This is a genomic window from Geothrix sp. (genome assembly GCF_020622065.1).
Lineage (GTDB): Bacteria > Acidobacteriota > Holophagae > Holophagales > Holophagaceae > Geothrix.
On record NZ_JAHRYQ010000001.1, the window covers coordinates 565,704 to 586,613 of the forward strand.

The following is a 20,910-nucleotide window of genomic DNA, read 5'->3' on the forward strand; positions in this document are numbered from 1 at the left end:
GGGCTGGCGGTCGGATTAGCTTCCCGCCTCGAACTCGCGCCGTTCTTCCGGGGTGTCCACATCGATCCACTCGGGCCCGTCGCAGGGCAGGAGGAGATGGGGAAGGGCTTCTGCCAGGGCCACGAGGGATCGGTGCGGGGCCGCGGCGAGGCGGGGCCTGAAACGGTCCGGGAGCCACCCGCCGAGGGGCTGGAGGTGGCCCCCGTGCTGCGCCAGCACCCAGCGGGCGGCCTCGGGATCCGCGCTTTCGGCCCGCTGCGCCCAGGCCTCGAGCCGGGCCGGGGTCCAGCGCACCTGGTCGCAGGCCACCACCCACCACCGCCGGGGTGAGGCGGCCTCGGTCAAAGCCCAGGTCCGCAGAGCCGCGGCCGGGCCCTGGCGCGGATCGTCAAAGACCGGCAGGTCGGGTCGATCGGGCAGGAGGGCACCGAGCACCCGGATCGGCGCCCCTGGGAACACGGACTCGAAGACCCGCACCAGGTACCCTCCCCAGCTGCCGCCATCCGGGTGCGTCAGCGCGTGCTTCGCGGCGCCCATGCGGCGGCTGCGCCCCCCGCTCAGGAGCAGCAGGCCCGCCTCCCCGGAGGTCATCCGCCGACCTGCCACATGCCTCCGGCGAACTCGGGCGTTTGTCCGCGGCGCATGGGGTGGCAGTCCAGCTTCTCGGTGAGGGCCTGGCGGATGAGGTGGGCGAGTTCCTCGTGGGAGGCGTGGTTTCGCAAGGGCTCCAGCAGACCCACCGGCCTATTCCCGAAGAGGCAGGCCTTCAACTCCCCGCGGCTGGTGAGACGCACCCGGTTGCAGCGGTCGCAGAAATCGGCGCTGAGGGTGGAGATGACGCCCACCTTGCCTTCGCTCCCGGTCAGGCGGAAGATCCGCGCGGGGCCTTCCTCCAGGCCCACGACGGGCTCCTCCTCCAGCGCGGTGCCCAGGCCTTCCTGGACCGTGCGGAGGATCTCGTCGGCGGGCATGAACTGGTCCTTGCCCCAGCCATTGCCCTGGTAGGGCATGAACTCGATGAAGCGGACCTGGATCCCCTCGGTCTGGGCGAGACGCGCCAGGGGGAGGATCTGATCGTCGTTCCAGCCCCGCAGCACCACGGCGTTCAGCTTGGCCTTGAGACCGGCGGCTCGCGCAGCTTCAAGGCCCGCGAGCACCTTGGCGAGGCCATCTTTCCCCGTGAGCCGCTCGAAGGCACCGCGCTCGGCCGCATCCAGGCTCACATTCACGCCGCAGAGTCCGGCGTCGCGCAGGCCCCGGGCCCGGCGGGCCAGGTGGATGCCGTTGGTGGTGAGGTGCACGCGGCCTTCGACCTCGGGGCTGATGCCCGCCACGAGGGTCTCCAGGTCGCGGCGCATCAGGGGCTCGCCGCCGGTCAGCCGGACCTTGCGAATGCCCAGGCGGGTGAAGACCTTCACCAATTGCACCACTTCATTGCGGCTCATGGCCGGGGGTTCGGCGCGCTCGAGGGCGCCGGTCCGCGGCTTGCAATAGACGCAGGCCAGGTTGCACTGCTCCGTCACCGACACGCGCAGGTAGGTGATGCCCCGGTCCAGACCATCCTTGAGACCGTCCTTGAGCCGGAGCATGCGGGGGGGCTGGCTGGTCGGCGGCAAGGGGAAGGAGGGAAGCACGGGCGCTCCGGATCCATCCAGCATGCGCGGAGTGGCCGGAGGCCGTGCGGCGGTTTTGCCCTCGATCACAGCCCAGGGATCAGGGGGTTTCGGTGCAGAGGGGCAGGACCACCCGGAACCGCGCGCCCTGGCCAGGTTCGCTGTCGATCTTCAGCTCGCCGTGGTGGGCATCGACGATGCTCTGGCAGATGGAGAGTCCCAGCCCCCAGCCCTTGGCGGCATCCCCGGCCTGGGTCTGTCCGAAGGGCTGGAGCAGTTCCTGGATCTTGGCCGGATCTAGGCCGCGGCCCGTGTCCCAGACCTCAAGGACCCAGGCGGCCCCGGCCCGGTCCACCGTGGACCGGAGGCCCACCTGGCCGCCTTCCGGCGTGAACTTGAGGGCGTTCTCGAAGAGGTTGAGCATCACCTGCTGGAGGGTGGCGGGGTCGGCCAGGATGTCGACCCGCTCGGTCTCGGGGGAGATCTCCAGATGGAAGTGGAGGCCCGCGGCTTCCGTCTTGAGCCGCAGCACCTCCTCGAAGCCCTCGGTGACCTCCGCAGGCGGGATCGGTACCAGCTTGAGGCTCTGGAGCAGTGCCTCGGACCGGCTCTGGTCGAGCAGGTTCCGAGCCAGCGCCTCGATGCGGTTGGCCTCCCGCTCCATCACATCGAGGAGGTTGGTGTGGCCGGGGACGAGGTCGTGCAGGCGGTCGAGGGTGAGGAGGATCGTGGTGAGCGGCGAGCGGAGATCGTGCGTGACCATGTCCAGCAGCTTCAGCCGCTCTTCCAGGCTGCGCTTGATCTGCTGGTGGGCCTGTTCCAGGGCGCGGTTCTGGCGGGCGAGCAGGAGGGTGCGGTCCTCGATGGTCTCCTCCAGGTCGCGGGCCCTCTGGGCGAGGGCGTGAACGCGCAGCCAGAGGATCCAGCCCAGCAGGGCGACGAGGGCGAGGCCCAGCAGGCCCCGCACGAGCCAGCGCTCGTACCAGGCCGGCGCCACCTCGATGGAGACCGGAGCGCCTTCAGTCCAGGTCACGCCATCGGTGGAGGCCCGGAGGTGGAACCGGTAGAAGCCCGCCTTGAGGTTCCGGTACTGGAGCGTGAGGCTCTGGCTCACGGGCCGCCAACCGTCATCCACGCCCTGCAGGTAGGCCTGGTAGGAGATCCGGGAGGGCACCAGAGGATCCCCCGTGTCGAAGCTGAGATCGAGGAAGTCGGGGCGGGGCGGCACCTGGGCGGTGACCGGGGGCACCTGGGATCCGCCCGGCCACCGCACTTCGAGCAGGGCGGGCGCGGGCAAGGGGGCGTTCCGGAAAGTCCGGACATCCTGCAGGATGCAGACCCCGCCGATCATGCCGATCCAGAAGCGCCCCTTGGAATCCAGCAGGAACCCGTCGTGGTTCGTTTCTTCGGAAATCAGGCCCTGGCTTCGACTCAGGTGGTGGAGGGAGCGTCCCTCGAGGAAAGTCACGCCCTTGTTGTGGCCGATGGCCATGCGTCCCTGGCCCACATCCACGATGAAGTTGATGCCCTCGTCCGGCAGGCCGTCCGCAATGCCGAAGCTGGCCCAGTGGCCGTCCATCCAGACATGCAGGCCCTTCATGGTGCCGATCCAGAGGCGCCCGCGGGCATCCAGCGTGATGGCGGTCACCGTGGAGGCGGCGAAGGGCGCGTCGGTGAAGCTGCGCTGGAGGCGCCCATCCACACGCTCCCAGAGGCCCGACGAGGTGGCCAGCAGCAGGCGGCCCTGGTAGGGGAGGATGTCCGGAATCGACTCCTCGCCGATCTCCGGAGGCAGGCGGAGGTGGGCGCGCAGGCGGCCCTGGAGATCGAGTTCAAAGAGCCCCTGATCGGTACCGGCGAGGATCGTCCCGGCATGGTGGATCAAGGTCAGGACGGCCACCCGGGACATCTCCTTCGGGCCGGCCGAAGCCACGCGCCCCGCTTTCCAATGGGCGAGACCGCGGTCCGTGCCCACCCACACGCCGCCGCGCCCGTCCTGGAGCAACTCCCAGATCGGGTTGGCCGGCATGCCGTTGGCGGTGGTCCAGTGCCCGGTGAGCCCCCGTCCCTCGTCCACCTGGTAGAGGCCCGTGCTGGAGCCCAAGAGGTAACGCCCACCGCCCAGTTCCTGCACGGCGGTGACGGCGGCCAGGTCTTTGCCCGCCAGCTGGGCAGCGCCGTCCACGGTCCAGAGCCCGGGCAGCGCCTGAGCCGCGAGGCCGTCGCCGTCGGAGCCCACCCAGAGCACCCCGCGACGGTCGCGCATGGCGACGAAGATCCGATCTCTTGGCAGGCCCATGGCGGCGGTCAGCAGCCGGGCATGCTGGCCCTCCTCCTTCACCAGCACGCCGTCGCCGCCCAGGGTGATCTGGTAGCCGTCCCCCCGCGCATCGAAGCGCAGGCTGACCATGCGGGGAGAAGGCGGCAGGTTCGCCAGCGGCTCCTTCACCCACTGGCCCCGCTCCATGCGCAGGAGCGCGGTGTCCAGCAGGAGCCAGGCCCGTCCCTTCGGATCCACCTGCAGATCGCGGATGCGGGTCCCGGCGGGCGTGGGCGGCAGGGGATACGGGTGGAGGCCCTGGGCATCCCAGCGGGCCACAAGGGTGTCCTGGCCCACGATCCAAAGTCCCTTGGCGTGGTCTCGGGCCAGCCGCCGGATGGGGCCGCCGGGCCAGGGCGCCGGCAGCTGCACGGTGTGGAAGCGGCCGGCCTCCAGCCGGAACAGCCCCCGGCGGGTGCCCACCAGCACGCGGTCCTGATCATCCAGGCCCAAGGCGACGGCATCGGAAGTCTCCAGCCCCTGGGCCGGGCCGTAGTTCAGGACGGTTTCACCGCGGATTTCGGAGACGCCTTCCTGGCTGGCGACCCAGATGCCGCCAGAGGCATCTTCCATGAGCCCCCGGATGAACAAGGCCTTGAGCCCCTGGGGCCCGGCGAAGGTCCGGAACCCCGAGGCTCCCAAGCGCGCCACGCCGCCGGTGTTGGTGCCCACCCACAGGAAGCCCCGGTGGTCCTCCAGCAAGGCGGTGACCTGGCTCTGGGGGAGCCCATCCCTCAGCCCGTAGCGGCGGAAGGCGGGCTGCTGTCCCAGGAGGGGCAGGATGGCCGTGGTGAAGCCCAGCCAAAGCCAGAGGAGGATGGTGCGTCGAGGGAGCATGGTTCTTATCTGTGGAGACACCATCGGCACGCAAGGGGCTTGGCGTGATTCCGGTGTGGCATGGGACTATGAAAGCATGCTTGTGGACGCGCACTGCCATCTCACGGGGAGCTACCTGGCCCAGGACCAGATCGAGGCCACCTTGGCCCGCGCCCGGGCCGAGGGGGTGACCGGGTTCATCGCCGTGGGCACGGATCTGGAAGATTCCAGCGTGGTGCTGGCCTTGGCCCATCAGCTGCCGGGTGTCCAGGCCAGCCTGGGCGTGCATCCCCATGAAGCGAAGACCTGGACGCCGGAAACCGGGGCCGCCCTGGCGGCCCTGGCGGCGGATCCCTCCGTCCGCTTCATCGGGGAGACCGGCCTGGACTGGCACTACGATCTGAGCCCCCGGGATGAGCAGGAAGCCGTGTTTCGCGCCCAGATCCGCCTGGCCCTGGCTCTGGGCAAACCGCTCATGATCCACACCCGGTCCGCGCCGGAGGCCACCCTGCGGGTCCTGGAGGAGGAGGGCGCCGACCGGGTGAAGGGCATCATCCATTGCTTCAGCGAAGACCGCGCCTTCGCGGCCAGGGCCCTCGACCTCGGCTTCTACCTGAGCTTCTCGGGCATCGCCACCTTCAAGAAGGCCGAAGCGGTGCGCGAGGTGGCGGCCTGGGCGCCCGCAGACCGCATCCTGGTGGAGACCGACGCGCCCTTCCTGGCCCCGGTGCCGTACCGCGGGAAGCCCAACGAACCCGGCTTCGTGCGCTTCACGGCTGAAGCCGTGGCCGGACTGCGGGGCATCTCCCCGGGGAAGCTCGCCGAACTCACCACCCGCAACCTGGAGGCCCTGTGCGGCTGGGCACCCTCTTCCTGAGCGCCGCGGCCCTGGCGGCCGCCTCGACTCTGACTGCCGCCCCGCCTCCGCTGCCAGGGTCGCTCCCAGGGCAGGGCGAGGTGGCCGCTGTGCAGGGCCGCCCCTCCCTGCCCTGGGAACATGCCTCCCCCCTCGGCTGGCAGGCGGAGCCCTGGGTGGCGCCCCAGGGAACCCCGTCCCTGCCTGAAGCCTCCAGCGGGCCCATGATCATCCACTTGTCCGGTGACGGCACCCTGCGGATCAGCGATGCGCGGGGTCTGATCCGCCTGCAGATCGGTCTGCCCGGCCGCCCCCTGCGGGTCTGGCGGGATGGGGGCGTCCCCCTGGCGGTGCCCTCGGGTGCCTGGGGGTTCCCCACGGATTCCGCCCTGACCGGGGGGTTCGGCAACCTGCGATGGTGCGCGGATGATTTCCGGCCCTTCCTCCGGGGTCTGCTCTGGGTGCTGGAGGATGGCGAGGGATTTCTCAGCGTGGTGCATCCCGCCACGGCCCGGGTGATCCATCTGCCGCTGCCTCCGGGGAGAGACCTCCGGATCCGCTTCCTCCCCGACCGGCTGGAGGTGGCGGCGGGCGATGTGGAGAAGGGCGCCCCCCGTCGGTGGTCCATCCCCTGGATGGGCCTGCTGCCCCGGTTGGCGGCCCTGGGCCCCCACCCGGATCCACCCAAGGCCGGCACCGCGCTCGCGCCCTTCCCCAAAGACTGAAGACTGAAGACTGAAGACTTAGGAACTGGCACGACCCTGGCTGTCTCATTCCCCGGAACCGACCTTTAGGGTCCCGGCATTCCATTCCAGCGGAGGCTCCATGAACGCGACCTTCACCTCTACCCGGCTCGCAGCGGCACTCCTGCTTCCCGCGGCCTTCGTGAGCGCCGCACCCCAGGCCCCAGCCTCGGTCCCGGCCGACGATGACACCTACCAGGGCGAAGCTCCCGAACGCTATGCCATGGTGAGGGCCCTGGAGGGGGATGTCCGCATCCGGAAGGGCGACCTGGACGAAACCCTGAGCCGGGGCACCCCCATCGCCGAGGGCGATGTCGTGGAAAGCCGCGGTCGTGGCGTTCTGCAACTGGGCGATGGCACCCGGATCGCGTTCGGTGGCGCCACGCGCTTCACCGTCGCGACCCTCTTCACCGACCGCAAGGGTGAAAAGCAGGTGTTGCTCCGCTTGGACTACGGCCGGCTCCGCGTGCTGCTGGGCGGGCAGTCCGACGCCCGCTTCCGGGTGGATACGCCTTCGGGTACCGCCACCTGCTTCGACAAGGGCGCCTTCACGGTGGAGGCCGAGCGGGACCGCATCGTCCGCCTGAAGGTCCACACCGGCCGGGTGACCTTCGCCAATGACCGGGGCGAAGCCCGCGTCGCCGCCGGAGAGCGCCTGACGGTGTACAGCCCCCAGGACGGTCTGGACCGGGTGCGCAGCTTCAACACTTACGATGGCGACGATTTCGACCGGTGGAGCGAGCGCGCGGTGGTCATCAAGCGTGGCGAGAGCTGGGACCGTGTCCCCTCCGAGATCCGTTACTACGCCGACGACCTCGACGACCACGGCCGCTGGGTCAATTCCGGCGAGTTCGGCTGGGTCTGGCAGCCCAACGGCGTCGCCGAGGACTGGCGCCCCTACTACCAGGGTCGCTGGGCCCCCTATTCAGGCGGTATGACCTGGGTCTCCGACGAGCCCTGGGCCTATGTGGCCTACCACCATGGCCGCTGGCACTGGAGCTTGGGCGTGGGCTGGTTCTGGATCCCCGGCGTCTACTACAGTCCCGCCTGGGTGGCCTGGAACCACACGCCCGGTTACTACGGCTGGGCGCCCCTGGGCTACTACAACACGCCCTGCCACTGGGGCTACGGCGCCTGGGGCGGCGGCTACGCCTGGAATGTGGTGTCCATCAACTACATCAACGCACCGCATGTACACACGCGGATCTACTCGGACGCCACGGTCCTCCGGGGCTTCAACGGCGCCACCGGCGGCACCACCTGGACGGGCGGCGGCCGGGATCTCCGCGCGCCCTGGCAGCGCTCGCCCCTGGTCGTCTCCCAGGCGGAGTTCCGCAATCCCGGCCAGATGCAGTCGGCCTTCCAGCGCGATGTGAACCGGGACCGCCTGATGGCCTACGAGCGCCAGGCCCAGGCCACCACGGGACGCACCATCATCCGACGCACCCCCGCTCCGGTGGGACCCGCCGGGGATGTCCGTCCGGGTTCCCCGGTGGGCGGCGGCGTCCGGGCGCCCTTTGAAGACCGCAGCCGGATCCAGGGATCCGAGCGCCCCCTGGGCCCGCGCGAACGCGTCCACGAGGAGCGCCCCGCGGAGCGTGGCCGCGAGGTCGCCACACCGCAGGACCGCCGGGTCGACCCGACCCCCCGGGACCGGGGCGTGGAATCCCGTCCCCGGACCGAGGAGCGGCGAGTGGATCCGGCTCCCCGCGAGCGCGCCGTGGAGCCCCGTCCGCGCGAACGCGCCGTCGAACCGCGTCCCGCGGAAGAGCGGCGCATCGAGGCGGCCCCCCGGTCGCGGCCGGCAGAATCCCGCCCGATCGAATCCCGTCCCCAGATCAACCGGGAAGAGCGGCGGCCCGACCCCCAGCCGCGGCAAGTGGAACGGGAATCCCGGCCCGCACCCCGGGCCGAGCCGCCCCGCGAGAGGCCCCGGGAGTCCGCTCCCGAGCCCCGGCCCGAGCCCCGGCCCGAGCCGCGGTCCGAGCCGGCGCCTTCCCGCCCCTCCGGTGGTGAGGGCCGGGGCGGGGGCCGCGAGATCCGGCGCTGATCCCACCTCAACCAGAAGGGGCCCCAATGGGGCCCCTTCTGCATGTGCGGCTGCGGGCGGGATCAGATCACATCGACCGGGTAGCTGCCCTTCTGGATCAGTTCCGAGGCGATGCGGCCACGCAGGCGGGCGCTGCTGGTGGGGTGGAACTCGGTGAAGGCCCTCACGCCGGCCAAGGCGTGGCGCAGGGCTTCGCCCTCGACCACATCCGCGCAGAGCATGCGGGCGTCGCCATGGACCTTGTGCCAGCTCTCGTTGACATAGAGCTCGGTGATGTCGCGGGCGATCTGGGCCCAGCGGTGGCCGGACTCGACCATGCGTTCGGCGCGCACCACGGCGCTTTCCATGGCGTAGATCTCCATGAGCATGTTGCTCATGCGGGCCATGACTTCCTGGTTGTCGATGAGCTTCTGCCCCAGCACCTGCACGGCGAGGCCCGCGGCCAGCATGCACTGGCGCTTGCTGAGCTCGACGCCATGCTTCAGGCGGGCCAGGGGGCCCGTGAAGCTCTCGGCCTTGGGCGGGTTCGAGATCTCCTTGGCCACCTGCTGGCCGAACTGCATGAGGGGCAGCTCGTTCTTCATGGCGCGCTTGAGCAGCGTGCCGGCGATGAGGAGGCGGTTGATCTCGTTGGTGCCCTCGAAGATGCGGTTGATGCGGCAGTCGCGCAGGGCCTTCTCGGGAGGATATTCGGCGCTGAAGCCGTAGCCGCCGAAGGCCTGCACGGCCTCATCCGCCACCGAGAAGAGGGCCTCACTGGCCCACACCTTGGAGATGCTGCACTCGATGGTGTACTGGTCGATGGCGGCCATCTTGTCGGCGCCGGCGGTGGGGCTGTCCCAGCTGGTGGCGTGCAGGGCCTCGTCGATGTAGCCGGTGGTCCGGAAGTTCAGGGCCTCGCAGACGAAGATCTTGGTGGCCATGTCCGCCAGCTTCTGCTGGATGAGCCCGAACGAGTTGATGGGCTTCCCGAACTGCTGGCGTTCCGAGGTGTACTTGATGGCGTATTCCAGAATCCGCTTCATGCCGCCCTGGCTGCCCACGCCCAGCTTGAAGCGGCCGATGTTGAGGATGCCGAAGGCGATCTTGTGGCCCTTGCCCAGCTCACCCAGCAGGCGGTCCTTGGGGATGCGGCAGTTCTCCAGGATGACGGTGCGGGTGGAGCTGCCCTTGATGCCGAGCTTCTTCTCCTCGGCACCCGTGCTGATGCCGGGGTCGTTCTTTTCGACGATGAAGGCGCTGAAGTGCTGGCCGTCCACCTTGGCGAAGATGATGAAGACATCGGCGAAACCGGCGTTGGTGATCCACATCTTGGTGCCGTTGAGCACCCAGTTGTCGCCGTCCAGCACGGCGGTGGCCTTGGCGCCCAGGGCATCGGAGCCGCTGCCGGCCTCGGTGAGGGCGTAGGCGGCCAGCCACTCGCCCGTGGCCAGCTTGGGCAGGTAATGCTTCTTCTGGGCCTCGGTGCCGAAGTAGACGATGGGCAGGGTGCCGATGCCGGTGTTGGCGCTGTAGCTCACGGCAAAGCTGCCCTGCTTGCTCATCTCCTCGAGCACGAGCATGGCGGACCGTTTGTCCACATCCATGCCGTCGTAGGCTTCGGGGATCTCCAGGCCCAGCAGTCCCAGTTCGCCGGCCTTCTTCATGAGCTCGATGGTGAGGGGGAGGTCCAGCTTGTCGATCTGCTCATCCCGGGGCAGCACTTCGCCCTGGATGAAATCCCGGGCGGCCCGGGCGAATTCCTTGGCGTCGTCGCCGAATTCCTCGGGGGTGAACTGGGGCAGGGCCCCGATGGGGGTCATGAGGAAACTGCCCCCCTTGACCTGCTCTGCAGCGGTGGTGCTCATCTCTGTCCTCCAGATTGGGTAGGGATCACGATGGGCGGGAGGGGGCGGCTTGGCTAGCCTCTACCTTCGGTCAACGCGGTCAGGCGCGGGTCTGCTTCAATGGAAGTTCCCAGGAGGTTGGATGCCGGAAGGCAGGCAAGTGCAGCAGATGTTCTCGGCCATCGCCGGGAAGTACGATGTCTTGAACCATGTGCTCTCCGGTGGCGTGGACTTCTGGTGGTGGTGGCGCATGGCGCGGAAGTCGGGCGCGGCCGCCGGAAAGCGCTTCCTGGATGTGGCCGCGGGTACCGGCGACTCCAGCTTGGCCCTGGCCCGCCGCGGGGCGGAAGTGGTCAGCACCGACTTCACACATGCGATGCTGCGCCTGGGGCCGGCCAAGTTCCGCCGGAAAGGCTTCGCGGGTCTGATCTGGGCCTCCAGCGATGCGGATGCCCAGCGGCTGCCCTTCCGGGACGCCAGCTTCGACGGCCTCACCATCTGCTATGGCATCCGCAATGTGGAGGACCGGACCCGGGCCTACGCCGAGTTCCTGCGCGTGCTGCGCCCCGGCGGCCAGCTCACCATCCTGGAGTTCAGCACGCCCGTGCTTCCGGGCCTCAAGGCCTTCTACGACTGGTACAGCCTGCGTGTGCTGCCCCGCATTGGTGCCTGGATCAGCGGCGACGGCTCGGCCTACACCTACCTCCCCGAGAGCATCCGGACCTTCCCCGACCAGCGGGCCCTGGCCACCGAGCTGGAGGCCGCGGGCTTCCGCCAGGTGAGCTGGACGAACCTCACGGGGGGCATCGTGGCCCTGCACACGGGCTTGAAGTAGGTTCAGGCCCCCAGCTGGTGGCGCTCGTCCACCATGCGGTCGATGATGGCCACCACCTCCTCGCTGGCCCGCTCGGCCTGCTCGAAGTGGGAGACCACGCGCAGCTGGATGTTCGGGTCGCTCTGCCAGCGCTGCGCGAGAAGGGTGACGGCCTCGTGGATGTGCCCGTGGACCTGGGCGTGCGGGGCCTCCAGCCGGGAGTAGGAGGGCACCTGGGAGAACTGCTGCAAGCCCTGGCCTTCGTAGTACCACTGGCCCAGGCGGCACCCGCGATGATCGGTCTGGACGGCCCGCGCCTCCACAGAATCCGCGCCCTGGTTCACCGCCCGGTAGCCGTTCTGCTTGAAGAGGAAGTGGTCCACCTTCACCAGGGAGGCGAAGCTGACATCCTGGGCCCGGGACACCTGCCGCAGCGAGGTGCGCGCCGAGTCCGCGAAGCGGCGGACCCGGCTGCTGAACGCCGTGACGGCGGTCTGGGAGCTCTCGGTGATCGCCTTCACCTGCTGGGACTCATCCAGCATCCGTGTGGTGGCCTGGGCGAAGGAGTCGAGGGTGGCGGCGATGCTGGCGGCGGCATCCTTGGTGTTCTCGGAGAGGGTGCGGACCTCCTCGGCCACCACGGCGAAGCCCTTGCCCACATCCCCGGCGTGGGCGGCCTCGATGGCGGCGTTCAGGGCCAGCAGGTTGGTGCGGTCCGCCACATCGGTGATGACCTGGACGATCTGGGTGATCTCCGTGCTCTTCTCGTGGATGAGTTCGATCTGTGCGTTGGTGCTGCCCACCATCTCGGCCATCCGGTTGAGGTCCGCCACGATGGTTTCGATGGTGCTGCGGCTGCCGTCGGCGTCCTCAGCCGTCTCGCGGGAGAGGTCGCCCACGGTGCCCAGCTCCTTCGTCATGGTGAGGAGGTAGTCCTGGATGGAGCGCAGGTTCTGGATGAGGTTCCCGCTGTTCAGGTCGGTGACCTTGGCGATGAGCTTCTCCTTCAGGGCCATCTGCTGGACCTGACCGAGGCTCTCCACCGAGACATTGATGCGGGTCATGCCGTCCTTGAAGGCGCCGTGGAGCCCCTGGTCCATGGCCATGCGGAAGGTCTGGCCGCGACTCGCGTGGTCGAAGGCGGACACGACCTCGCGGAAGTAAGCCTCCTGCTGATCCAGGAGGTCGTTGAGGGCCCAGGACAGCTTCTCCGTGGCGCCGCCCTTCTTGATGTGGGTGATCCGCTGGTCCAGGTTGCCCTGGGCCGCCTCCTCCAGGTTCGTGGCCAGCCGATCTATGGCGTACAGGATGCGATGAGTCGTCCAGAGCGTGAGGGCGAGTAGCGCGAGGACCAGGCCCAGGAGGAGGCCCAACCGGAGGTCCAGCCCCTTCGAGCCCACCGCGAAGTAGGCGAAGAGCAGGAACAGGCCGAGGGTCGCGGCGACGAGGTGGTGGACCCTAGAGCCCAAGGACAAATTCTTCATAGCCCATGCCCTTCTCTTCGAGTGTCCGGTTGAGGATCGCCTGGGAGGCCTTCATGCCCGCCTGGCCGTCTCCGGCCTTGCGCTCGGCGTCGAGCATGGTCCGGTAGAGGGCGCCGACGGCCTTCACGGCCTCGGCCCGGGGCTTGCGGCGCACGGAGTAGTAGCCGATCACCTCGCCCCGGCGGTCGAAGGAGGGCGTGATGTTCGCGAAGACCCAGTAGAAGCTTCCGTCCTTGGCGAGGTTCTTCACATAGGCGCAGATCTCCCGCTTGGCCTGGAGCGTGTCCCAGAGGAGCTTGAAGACCGACCGGGGCATGTCCGGGTGCCGGAGGATGTTGTGGGGGGCGCCCAGCAATTCCTCCTCCGAATAGCCGGAGATGCCGATGAAGATGCGATTGCCGTAGGTGATCAGACCCTTCAGGTCGGTCTTGGAGACGATGAAATCATCCTCTTCCAGGACGCGCTCCTGCTGGGTCGGCTGGGGCCTGCTGCTCATGAGGGAGTCTCCACCCGACTGGTATCGGGTGTTTCAGGCCTGGTAGGTGAGTTTTGACGACCCCGAGGTCCGTGGTCAGGAGAGGGGGTACCTCCCCTGCTCGATCAGGGCCTGGGTGATGCGGTTCCGCAGGACGGAGAGGGGGGCGGGACTGGGGGCGTGCATGGCCAGCAGATCCGCGACCAGGGCGTCGAGGACGGCGTCGGAAGCCAGCTCGGCGGCCAGCATCCGGGCCTCGCCCTGCACGCGGTTCCAGGCTTCCTGGGCGTAGACCTCGGCCAGGTCCCGGGCGAGGGCGGCCCAACGGTGCCCGGTTTCGAGCATGCGCCGGGCCCGGATGACCGCCGACTCCATGGCGTAGATCTCCAGCAGCAGGTTGCTGATGCGCGCGGAGGCCTCTTGATTGTCGAGAATTTTTGGTCCCCAGTCGGTCTGGGCCAAGGCGATGACCTTCAAGGCCCGGGCCTTGGCCAGGGCGATGGTGCGGAACAAGGGATCCTCGGGGAGATCCAGGGGGGCCGCGGCGGTTTCCACCAGCGGCAGTCCCTCGGGCCCCCCGCAGCGCTTGAGGAAAGTGCCGGCGATGAGCAGGCGATTGATCTCGTTGGTGCCCTCGAAGATGCGGTTGATGCGGCAGTCCCGGTAGATCTTCTCGGCGGGGTACTCGGCGCTGAAGCCCGCGCCGCCGAAGGTCTGCACGGCGTCGTCCGCGGTGGCGAAGAGGGCCTCGCTGCCCCACACCTTGGCCATGGAAGCTTCTACGGCGTATTCCTCGATGGCCCTCATCTTGTCGGTGCCCGCGGTCTCGCTCTCCCAGCTGGTGCGGGCCAGGGCCTCGTCCAGGTAGCCGATGGTGCGGAAGTTCATGCTCTCGCCCACGAAGATCCGCACGGCCATGTTCGCCAGCTTCTGCTGGATGAGGCCGAAGGCCGTGAGCGGCTTGCCGAACTGGGTGCGCTCCCCGGCGTATTTCAGGGTGTATTCCAGCACCCGCTTGCCGGCCCCCGCCGAACTGGCACCGAGCTTGAAACGGCCGATGTTCAGGATGCCGAAGGCGATGCGGGCGCCCTTGCCCTTGCCGCCCAGCAGGCGGTCCTCGGGAATGCGGCAGTTCTCCAGAATGACGGTGCGGGTGGAGCTGCCCTTGATGCCGAGCTTCTTCTCTTCGGCGCCGGTGCTAACACCAGGATCGGTGCGCTCCACAATGAAGGCGCTGAGGTGGGTGCCGTTGATCTTGGCGAAGACGACGAAGACATCGGCGAAACCGGCATTGGTGATCCAGGCCTTGGTGCCGTTCAGCACCCAGTGACCGTCCTCCAGCACCGCGGTGGCCTTGGCGCCCAGGGCGTCGGAGCCGCTGCCGGCTTCCGTCAGCGCGTAGGCGGCCACCCACTCGCCACTCGCCAGCTTCGGCAGGTACTTCGACTTCTGGGCGTGGTTCCCGAAGTAGACGATGGGCAGGGTGCCGATGCTGGTGTGGGCCCCGTAGCTGGTGGAGAAGCTGGCCTGCTTGGCCATCTCCTCCAGCACCAGGAGGGCGGTCTTCTTGTCGAGGTCCAGGCCGCCGTAGGCCTCGGGGATCTCGATGCCCAGGATGCCCAGCTCGCCGGCCTTGCCGAGCAGTTCCCGGTTCAGCTCCAAGTCGAGGTGGTCGATGGCCTCATCCCGGGGCATGACCTCGCCGTTCATGAAGTCCCGGGCGGCCTCGGCGATGGCGAGGGCCTCTTCGCTGCTGTCCTCGGGGGTGAACTGCGGCAGGGAGCCCGCGGGGTGGAACATGAAACTGCCACCACGCACGGGCAGCATGCTGGTCTCGGCCATAACGGACCTCCCGACCTCCTGATCATCTACCCGAAGTCAGGACCCCTCCAGCGCCGAATGGAGGACCTGGATCACAAGTCGCTCAGCGGGGTTCGGACAGCAGGGGGAGCTGCCCCTTGGGGTGCGCGAGTACCACCTCCTTCACACGACCGATCCAGGTGGCCCGCTCCTCGGGGCGGAGCCGTTCATGGGCGATCTTCCGCTCCTCCAGCAGGCTGTCCACCAGCTGGTCGATGGAGCGGATGAAGAAGGCATCCGTGTCTCGCACGCCGTCCGCGGAGACTTCGCCGGACACGGGCACCTTGAAGAGCAGGTCGTAGGTCTTCATCCAGTGGTACATGAAGCTCTCGATGGAGCGCTGGCGACCGAAGGCGAACAGCATGTAGGCGTAGTTGTCCAGCACGCTGCGGTCACACACCACCACATCGTGCTGGCTGGCCGAGCGGATCTCCTCCGCGATCTGGGTCATGAAGATCCAGGTCTGCGCCTCCAGGGAGGTCTTGCGGTTGATGGGCAGGGGCGAGAGCCGCGCCACTTCCTTGACGATGTCCACATGGACGCCGCCCCGTTTCAGGGCCGCGGCCAGTTCGTAGCAGAGGGTGGTTTTTCCGACCCCGTGCGTGCCGATGAAGGCGATCTTCACACGGCACCTCCTGTGCCGTGCCCTGCGGGCCATCGTTTCGCGACGGTGGCCCTTCGCTCCTGCTTCGGGCTCATTCGGCACCTCCGGTGCCTTGTCCCACGGGCTCCGCCTTCGGCAATGTGCCCCTTTGCTGCTGCGGGCTCACCCGGCGCCTCCTGGGCCTCGCCCTTCGGTTCTGGTCTGGGCTCATGGGGTTCCGATCCACATGGTTCCAGTATCCAGGGGATGGTTCGGAGGGGAATGTGCCCTTGATCACCCTTGGGGCTCGTCTGGGTTCCGCTGCTCCCGCCGGGCCTGCATCTCTTGCCGGAAGGCGGCGGTGCATTCAGGGCAGAGGCCGTGGGTGAAGGTGGCTTCGGTGTGCTGGGAGAGGTAGGTTTCGATCTGGCTCCAGTAGCCCTGGTCGTCGCGCACCTTCTTGCACTGGCCGCAGATGGGGAGCATGCCGCTGAGCTGCTTCACTTCCGTGAGGGCCTGCGTCAGATCGCGGATCAGATTTTCCCGATCAGCCTCCAGCCGCATGCGCTCCGTGACATCCCGGGTGACGCCCTGGAAGCCCAGCAGGCGGCCGTCTTCACCCCAGACGATCCGCCACTGGGCCTCAACCTGGATCTGCTGGCCATCCTTCCGGTTCACGGTCGCCTGGATCAGGTCCTGCTCGAAGGGCTGGGTGCCTGGGAGGGCCTGGCGGGAACGGGCCATGCGCTCCTGGATGATGGTCGCCCCGTTGGCGGAGAGGGCCCTGCTTTCGGAGCCCAGGAGCAGGAACTCCTCGGGGGTCCAGCCGCGCTGACGCACTACGGACGGGCTGATGTAGGTGAGCCGGCCGTCGGGATCCATGGTCCAGATGACATCCAGGGCGTTCTCGGCCAGCAGGCGGTATTTGGCCTCCTGGGCCGCCAGGCGTTCCTGGTCCGCCAGCTGGCGCAGCCAGGCCGCCCGGGCGAGCCAGCCCATGGCCAGGGTGAGGCCCACCAGACCGGCGACGGCCACCGCGGCGAAGGCGGCCTGGTGCCGCCAGGTGCGGAGGTAGTCCTCTTCCGAGAGGCCCACCAGGACATAGAACCTCGGGGTATCGAGCTTTCGCAGGGTGTAGATGCGGCGCTGGCCGTCCACCACCGAGGTGGCGGAGAACTGGGAGGTGGCGGCGGAGCTCTTCACGGCCGTCAGGTAGTCGCCGAAGACCTGGGTGCTGCCGATCAGTTTCTCCTGCCCCGCGAAGGCGGGGTAGCGGACCAGGAGGTCGAGGTCCTCCCCCCGCAGGGAGATCGATCCCTTTCGGCCCACATCCACGAGGGACATGGCGCGGCCGAGCTGCTCCAGGGTGAGGGTGGCGCAGACCACCCCGGCGAAAGTCCCGTCGGGGGCCTCGATCCGATGGGCCAGGGTCAGGGCCCAGGCCCCGTCCCGGGCATCCTGGGCGGGCCGGGAAACCACCAGGCCGGCCTGGGGATCCATCTTCAAGGCACGGAAGAAGTCCCGCCGCCCCACCTCGGTCGAGGTTCCCGGGGAAGCACCGTGGAGGACCCGGCCCTCGCGGTCGGTGATGCGGAGGGCATCGGCCATGCCCAGGCGGGCGAGGCGGGACTCCGCGAAGGCCCCCAGGCTCTTGTTGAAAGGGCCGCCCGGACTGTGCTCGGCCTGCTCCTTGATGGAGAGCAGGGTCAGGTCGATCTGGCGGATCGTGCCTTTGAGGCTCTCCTCCAGCACCTGTGCAAGGTTGAGGGTGGTGATCGAGGCCTGCTCGACCTCGTGCTTCCGCGATCGGTAGAGGGCCCACGCGGCGAAGGCCACCATCAGCAGGTGGAAGGCGATCATGAATCCCCGCATGCCCCGCGCGAAGGTCGTGGGGGTCACCCGGCGGGTTGGAAGCGCGGCGTTCATGGGGTTCCGTCAGATCAGACTAACCCCATCCATGGCACTGGGCTGCTCCAGACCGAAGAGCTTCAGGAGGGTGGGCGCCACATCGCGGAGGGCCCCGCCGCTGCGAAGCTGGCGGGCCTCGAAGCCCGGCGCCACCAGCACCGCCGGCACGGGGTTCAGGGTGTGGGCCGTGTGGGGGTTGCCGCTTTCATCCCGCATGCACTCGCAGTTGCCGTGGTCGGCCGTGATGAAGAGGGCGCCGCCCATGGCCAGGGTGGCGTCGGCGAGGCGGCCCATGGCGGCGTCCACGACCTCGCAGGCGGTGATGGCGGCGCCCAGGTCGCCCGTGTGGCCGATCATGTCCGGGTTGGCCAGGTTGCAGACCAGCAGGCGGTACTGACCCGACCGGATGGCCGTCTCGAGGCCCTGGCTCACCTCCGCCAGGCTCATCTCGGGCTGCAGGTCGTAGGTGGCCACCTTGGGCGAGGGCACCAGGCGGCGCTCCTCCCCCGCGAAGGGGGCTTCCCGGCCGCCGTTGAAGAAGTAGGTCACATGGGCGTACTTCTCGGTCTCGGCGGTGCGGAATTGCTTCCAGCCCTGGGCGCTGACGAGCTCGCCGAGGATGTGGTCGAGGCTCTGGGGCGGGTAGGCCACCGAGACGAAGGGCTCCAGTTCGATGTCGTAGGCAGTGAAGGTGACGAGCTTCACCGCGGGCCGGTGCTTCGGCTTGAAGCCATGGAAGGCGGGATGCACCAGGGCATGGCACATCTGGCGGGCCCGGTCGGCGCGGAAGTTGAAGAACAGCACCCCGTCGCCGTCCGCGATGGGGTGAAAGGCGTCGAGCTTTGTCGGGGCCACGAACTCGTCGGTCTCGCCCCGGGCGTACGCGGCGGCCAGGGCGGCCAAGGCGTCCGGGGCCTGGTGGGGGGCTTCGCCGTCCACATACAGCTTCCAGGCCTGCTCCGTGCGCTCCCAGCGCTGGTCCCGGTCCATGGCCGTGTAGCGCCCGCAGACCGAGCCGAGGGTCACCAGGGGGCAGGCCCGCAGCTGGAAGGCGAGCCACTGGAGGTAGCCGTCGGCGCTCTTCTGGCCCGTGTCGCGGCCATCGGTGATGGCGTGGATCGTCGTCGGCACGCCCTCGGCCTGGGCCCACTGGGCCAGGGCAGCCAGGTGGGTCTGGTGGCTGTGGACGCCCCCGTCGCTCACCAGGCCCATCAGGTGCAGGCGCCGGCCCGAGGCCTTGAGACCGGCCAGCAGGGCGCCCATGGCCGCGTTCTCGCGGAAGGTGCCGCGCCGGATGGCGGCGTCGATGCGGGTGAGCTCCTGCCAGACCACCCGTCCGGCCCCAAGGTTCATGTGGCCCACTTCCGAATTGCCGAACTGGCCCTCGGGCAGGCCCACGGCCTCGCCGCTGGTCTGGAGCTGCGTCGTGGCGTAGACCTTCCGCAAAGCATTGAAGCGCGGCATGGCGGCCACGAAGGTGGCGTCGAAGGCATTCCGGGGACCATCGCCGAAACCGTCGAGGATGAGGAGGGTGATGGGGCCTTGGATCATGGGGCGGGTCATCCCTTCTTCGTCGTGCGCTGCTTGGCCTTCAATCCCTTGGGCAGCTCATCGGCGAGGAACCCGATGGGCCGTTCCGGGGGGGCGCCCTCCACCTCTTCGCCCTGGAGGGCTTTCAGGACCAGGTCCAGCTTCTGCTCCATGGCCGCCACGCGCGCGGACAGCTCGGCCTGGTCCGTGAGGACATGGCGGGCTTCGGCGAAGGCCGGCAGCAGGGTGAGCAGCCGATCCTCCGATCCGGGCAGCAGTCCGGTCAGGAGGGCGGCCCCGGCCTCGGTGAAGGCCAGCACGGGAGCTTCGGGGATCGCCTGGCGCTCCGCCGCCGTGAGGTGGAACACCAGCGCTTCGGGAAAGCGTCCGGGATGGGCCTTCACCAGGGCAGCCAGGGCCTGGGGCTCGATGCCCAGCTGGCCCGCCAGGGCCGCATCCGGCAGGGCCGCCGCGTCCCTGAGCCAGAGCAGACGGGAGAGGATCTCGACGGGAGCGGCCATTAGGGCACCTGCTCTCCGTGGGGGTGGGACAGCAGGTAGAGCACGGCCATGCGGACGGGCACACCGTTGGTCACCTGGTCGAGGATCAGGTTCCGGGGGCCGTCGGCCACCTCGCTGGTGATCTCCAGGCCGCGGTTGATGGGCCCGGGGTGCAGGACGACCACATCCTTCTTCGCGCGCTGCATGCGGGCCGGATTGAGCTGGAAGAAGCGGCTGTACTCGCCCTGGCCGGGGATGTAGGCGCCGGTGCCGCGCTCGAACTGCGCGCGCAGCATCATGATGGCGTCCTGCTTGGGGATCACCGCGTCGAAGTCGTGGCTGATGTCGATGGAGGGCCAGGTGGCCTTCATCTCCTGAGGCACCAGGGTGGGGGGACCAACGAGGGTGACCTTGGCGCCCATGCGGGTGAGCAGCCAGAGGTTTGAGCGCACGACCCGGCTGTTGCGGATGTCGCCCACGATGGCCACCCGCAGGCCCTCGAGCTTGCCGAAGTGCTTGCGCAGGGTGTAGGCATCCAGCAGGGCCTGGGTGGGGTGCTCGTGGGCGCCATCGCCGGCGTTCACGATGCTGGCCTTCATGTGCCGGGCCAGGAGCGCATGGGCCCCGGGGGCGCTGTGGCGCATGACGATGAGGTCCGGGTGCATGGCCTCCAGGTTCATGGCCGTGTCGATGAGGGTCTCGCCCTTGTTGAGGCTGCTGGTGTCGGCGTCGAAGTTGATGATTTCGGCCGAGAGGCGCTTCTCGGCGATCTCGAAGCTGTTGCGGGTGCGGGTGCTGTTCTCGAAGAAGAGGTTCACCACCAGCTTCTTGCGCAGGGCCGGGACGATCTTGATGCTGGGGCGCTCACAGACCTCCTCGAAGGCCCGGGCTTGGTCCAGCAGGGCCGTGATGTCCTGGGGGCTGAGGGGTTCGATGCCGAGCAAGTGCTTGTGGGGGAAGACATAGCGTTCCGCGGTCATCAGCAGGCCTCCACGGTGACGCTGTCTTCGCCATCGATTTCCTTGAGCTTCACCGCCACGCGGTGGCCAGGGGGGATCTCCACCCGGAGCCCGGCCAGATCTGCCTGGATGGGCAGTTCCCGGCCGCTGCGGTCCGCCAGGACCAGGAGCATGACGCGGTGGGGTCGTCCGTGATCCAACAGGGCGTCCAGGGCGGCCCGGACGGTGCGGCCCGTGTAGAGGACATCGTCGACCAGCACGACGGTGCGTTCCTTCAGCGTGAAGGGGATTTCCGTGGGGCGGACGATGGGGCTGCCCACCATTTCGGTGAGGTCGTCCCGGTAGAGGGTGATGTCCAGGGAGCCCACGGGCACCTGGGCCCCGGTGGCGGCCCGGAGGAGGATGGCCAGGCGCTCGGCCAGGGGCAGGCCCCGGGACCGGATGCCGAGGAGGACCACCTCCTCCTCAGGCTGGAGGCGGGCCATCAGATCGACGGCGAGGCGCTTGAGGGCGGCGTCCATCTGGCCAGGGTCCATGGGGCAGGGGCCTTGGGCTTCGGGCATGGAACCTCCG

17 protein-coding genes are annotated in these 20,910 nt (G+C 68.8%); 4 read left to right on the forward strand and 13 right to left on the reverse strand.

The window, feature by feature from the left end; translation table 11 throughout:
• Window positions 1–15: 15 nt before the first annotated feature.
• The 3 genes from QZ647_RS02750 to QZ647_RS02760 all read right to left on the reverse strand — a co-directional run bounded on the left by QZ647_RS02750 (window position 16) and on the right by QZ647_RS02760 (window position 4,770).
• Entirely contained in the window at window positions 16–591 is a 576-nt protein-coding gene (locus QZ647_RS02750) for an NTP transferase domain-containing protein (protein WP_291270709.1), read from the reverse strand.
• The gene (gene moaA, locus QZ647_RS02755; protein ID WP_291270710.1) at window positions 588–1,634 is read right to left on the reverse strand and encodes a GTP 3',8-cyclase MoaA; all 1,047 of its coding nucleotides are present in this window, start codon (window positions 1,632–1,634) and stop codon (window positions 588–590) included. Before moaA ends, QZ647_RS02750 begins: the two co-directional genes overlap by 4 nt.
• Before the next feature lie 79 nt (window positions 1,635–1,713).
• Window positions 1,714–4,770 (reverse strand): sensor histidine kinase, encoded by a 3,057-nt coding sequence (locus QZ647_RS02760; protein ID WP_291270711.1) that lies wholly within the window; start codon window positions 4,768–4,770, stop codon window positions 1,714–1,716.
• Window positions 4,771–4,846: 76 nt separating this feature from the next.
• On the opposite strand from QZ647_RS02760, the gene QZ647_RS02765 reads away from it, so the two are divergent.
• The 3 genes from QZ647_RS02765 (at window position 4,847) to QZ647_RS02775 (ending at window position 8,398) form a co-directional block, all read left to right on the forward strand.
• Window positions 4,847–5,626: a TatD family hydrolase gene (locus QZ647_RS02765; protein WP_291270712.1), complete on the forward strand. Its 780-nt coding sequence runs from the start codon at window positions 4,847–4,849 to the stop codon at window positions 5,624–5,626.
• Window positions 5,602–6,330 carry a hypothetical protein gene (locus QZ647_RS02770; protein WP_291270713.1) on the forward strand — a complete coding sequence of 243 codons (729 nt, stop codon included), beginning with the start codon at window positions 5,602–5,604 and terminating at the stop codon, window positions 6,328–6,330. Before QZ647_RS02765 ends, QZ647_RS02770 begins: the two co-directional genes overlap by 25 nt.
• A 100-nt stretch (window positions 6,331–6,430) precedes the next feature.
• Window positions 6,431–8,398: a DUF6600 domain-containing protein gene (locus tag QZ647_RS02775; RefSeq protein ID WP_291270714.1), complete on the forward strand. Its 1,968-nt coding sequence runs from the start codon at window positions 6,431–6,433 to the stop codon at window positions 8,396–8,398.
• A 62-nt stretch (window positions 8,399–8,460) separates the two neighbouring features.
• Here QZ647_RS02775 and QZ647_RS02780 read toward each other — a convergent pair whose 3' ends face one another.
• Window positions 8,461–10,245: an acyl-CoA dehydrogenase family protein gene (locus QZ647_RS02780; RefSeq protein ID WP_291270715.1), complete on the reverse strand. Its 1,785-nt coding sequence runs from the start codon at window positions 10,243–10,245 to the stop codon at window positions 8,461–8,463.
• Between the two features lie 121 nt (window positions 10,246–10,366).
• On the opposite strand from QZ647_RS02780, the gene QZ647_RS02785 reads away from it, so the two are divergent.
• Window positions 10,367–11,059, forward strand: a complete 693-nt coding sequence (locus QZ647_RS02785) for a class I SAM-dependent methyltransferase (protein WP_291270716.1) — start codon at window positions 10,367–10,369, stop codon at window positions 11,057–11,059.
• A gap of 2 nt (window positions 11,060–11,061) precedes the next feature.
• On the opposite strand, the gene QZ647_RS02790 is transcribed toward QZ647_RS02785, so the two are convergent.
• The 9 genes from QZ647_RS02790 to pyrR form a co-directional block, all read right to left on the reverse strand.
• Entirely contained in the window at window positions 11,062–12,522 is a 1,461-nt protein-coding gene (locus QZ647_RS02790) for a methyl-accepting chemotaxis protein (RefSeq protein WP_291270717.1), read from the reverse strand.
• Complete coding sequence (locus QZ647_RS02795; RefSeq protein ID WP_291270718.1) at window positions 12,497–13,018, reverse strand: PAS domain-containing protein; 522 nt, start codon at window positions 13,016–13,018, stop codon at window positions 12,497–12,499. The genes QZ647_RS02790 and QZ647_RS02795 overlap by 26 nt, the downstream gene beginning before the upstream one ends.
• A 75-nt stretch (window positions 13,019–13,093) precedes the next feature.
• The gene (locus tag QZ647_RS02800) at window positions 13,094–14,839 is read right to left on the reverse strand and encodes an acyl-CoA dehydrogenase family protein (protein WP_291270719.1); all 1,746 of its coding nucleotides are present in this window, start codon (window positions 14,837–14,839) and stop codon (window positions 13,094–13,096) included.
• A gap of 82 nt (window positions 14,840–14,921) precedes the next feature.
• On the reverse strand, window positions 14,922–15,482 hold the full coding sequence (locus QZ647_RS02805) for an ATP-binding protein (RefSeq protein ID WP_291270720.1): 561 nt from the start codon (window positions 15,480–15,482) through the stop codon (window positions 14,922–14,924).
• Between the two features lie 252 nt (window positions 15,483–15,734).
• Window positions 15,735–17,366 carry a PAS domain S-box protein gene (locus QZ647_RS02810; protein WP_291270721.1) on the reverse strand — a complete coding sequence of 544 codons (1,632 nt, stop codon included), beginning with the start codon at window positions 17,364–17,366 and terminating at the stop codon, window positions 15,735–15,737.
• Between the two features lie 9 nt (window positions 17,367–17,375).
• Window positions 17,376–18,911 carry a 2,3-bisphosphoglycerate-independent phosphoglycerate mutase gene (gene gpmI / locus QZ647_RS02815; RefSeq protein ID WP_291270722.1) on the reverse strand — a complete coding sequence of 512 codons (1,536 nt, stop codon included), beginning with the start codon at window positions 18,909–18,911 and terminating at the stop codon, window positions 17,376–17,378.
• Window positions 18,908–19,399: a hypothetical protein gene (locus QZ647_RS02820; protein ID WP_291270723.1), complete on the reverse strand. Its 492-nt coding sequence runs from the start codon at window positions 19,397–19,399 to the stop codon at window positions 18,908–18,910. The genes gpmI and QZ647_RS02820 overlap by 4 nt, the downstream gene beginning before the upstream one ends.
• On the reverse strand, window positions 19,399–20,358 hold the full coding sequence (locus tag QZ647_RS02825; RefSeq protein WP_286353849.1) for an aspartate carbamoyltransferase catalytic subunit: 960 nt from the start codon (window positions 20,356–20,358) through the stop codon (window positions 19,399–19,401). The genes QZ647_RS02820 and QZ647_RS02825 overlap by 1 nt, the downstream gene beginning before the upstream one ends.
• Window positions 20,358–20,900, reverse strand: coding sequence for a bifunctional pyr operon transcriptional regulator/uracil phosphoribosyltransferase PyrR (pyrR, locus tag QZ647_RS02830; protein WP_291270724.1), 543 nt, complete (start codon window positions 20,898–20,900; stop codon window positions 20,358–20,360). The genes QZ647_RS02825 and pyrR overlap by 1 nt, the downstream gene beginning before the upstream one ends.
• Window positions 20,901–20,910: the final 10 nt, after the last annotated feature.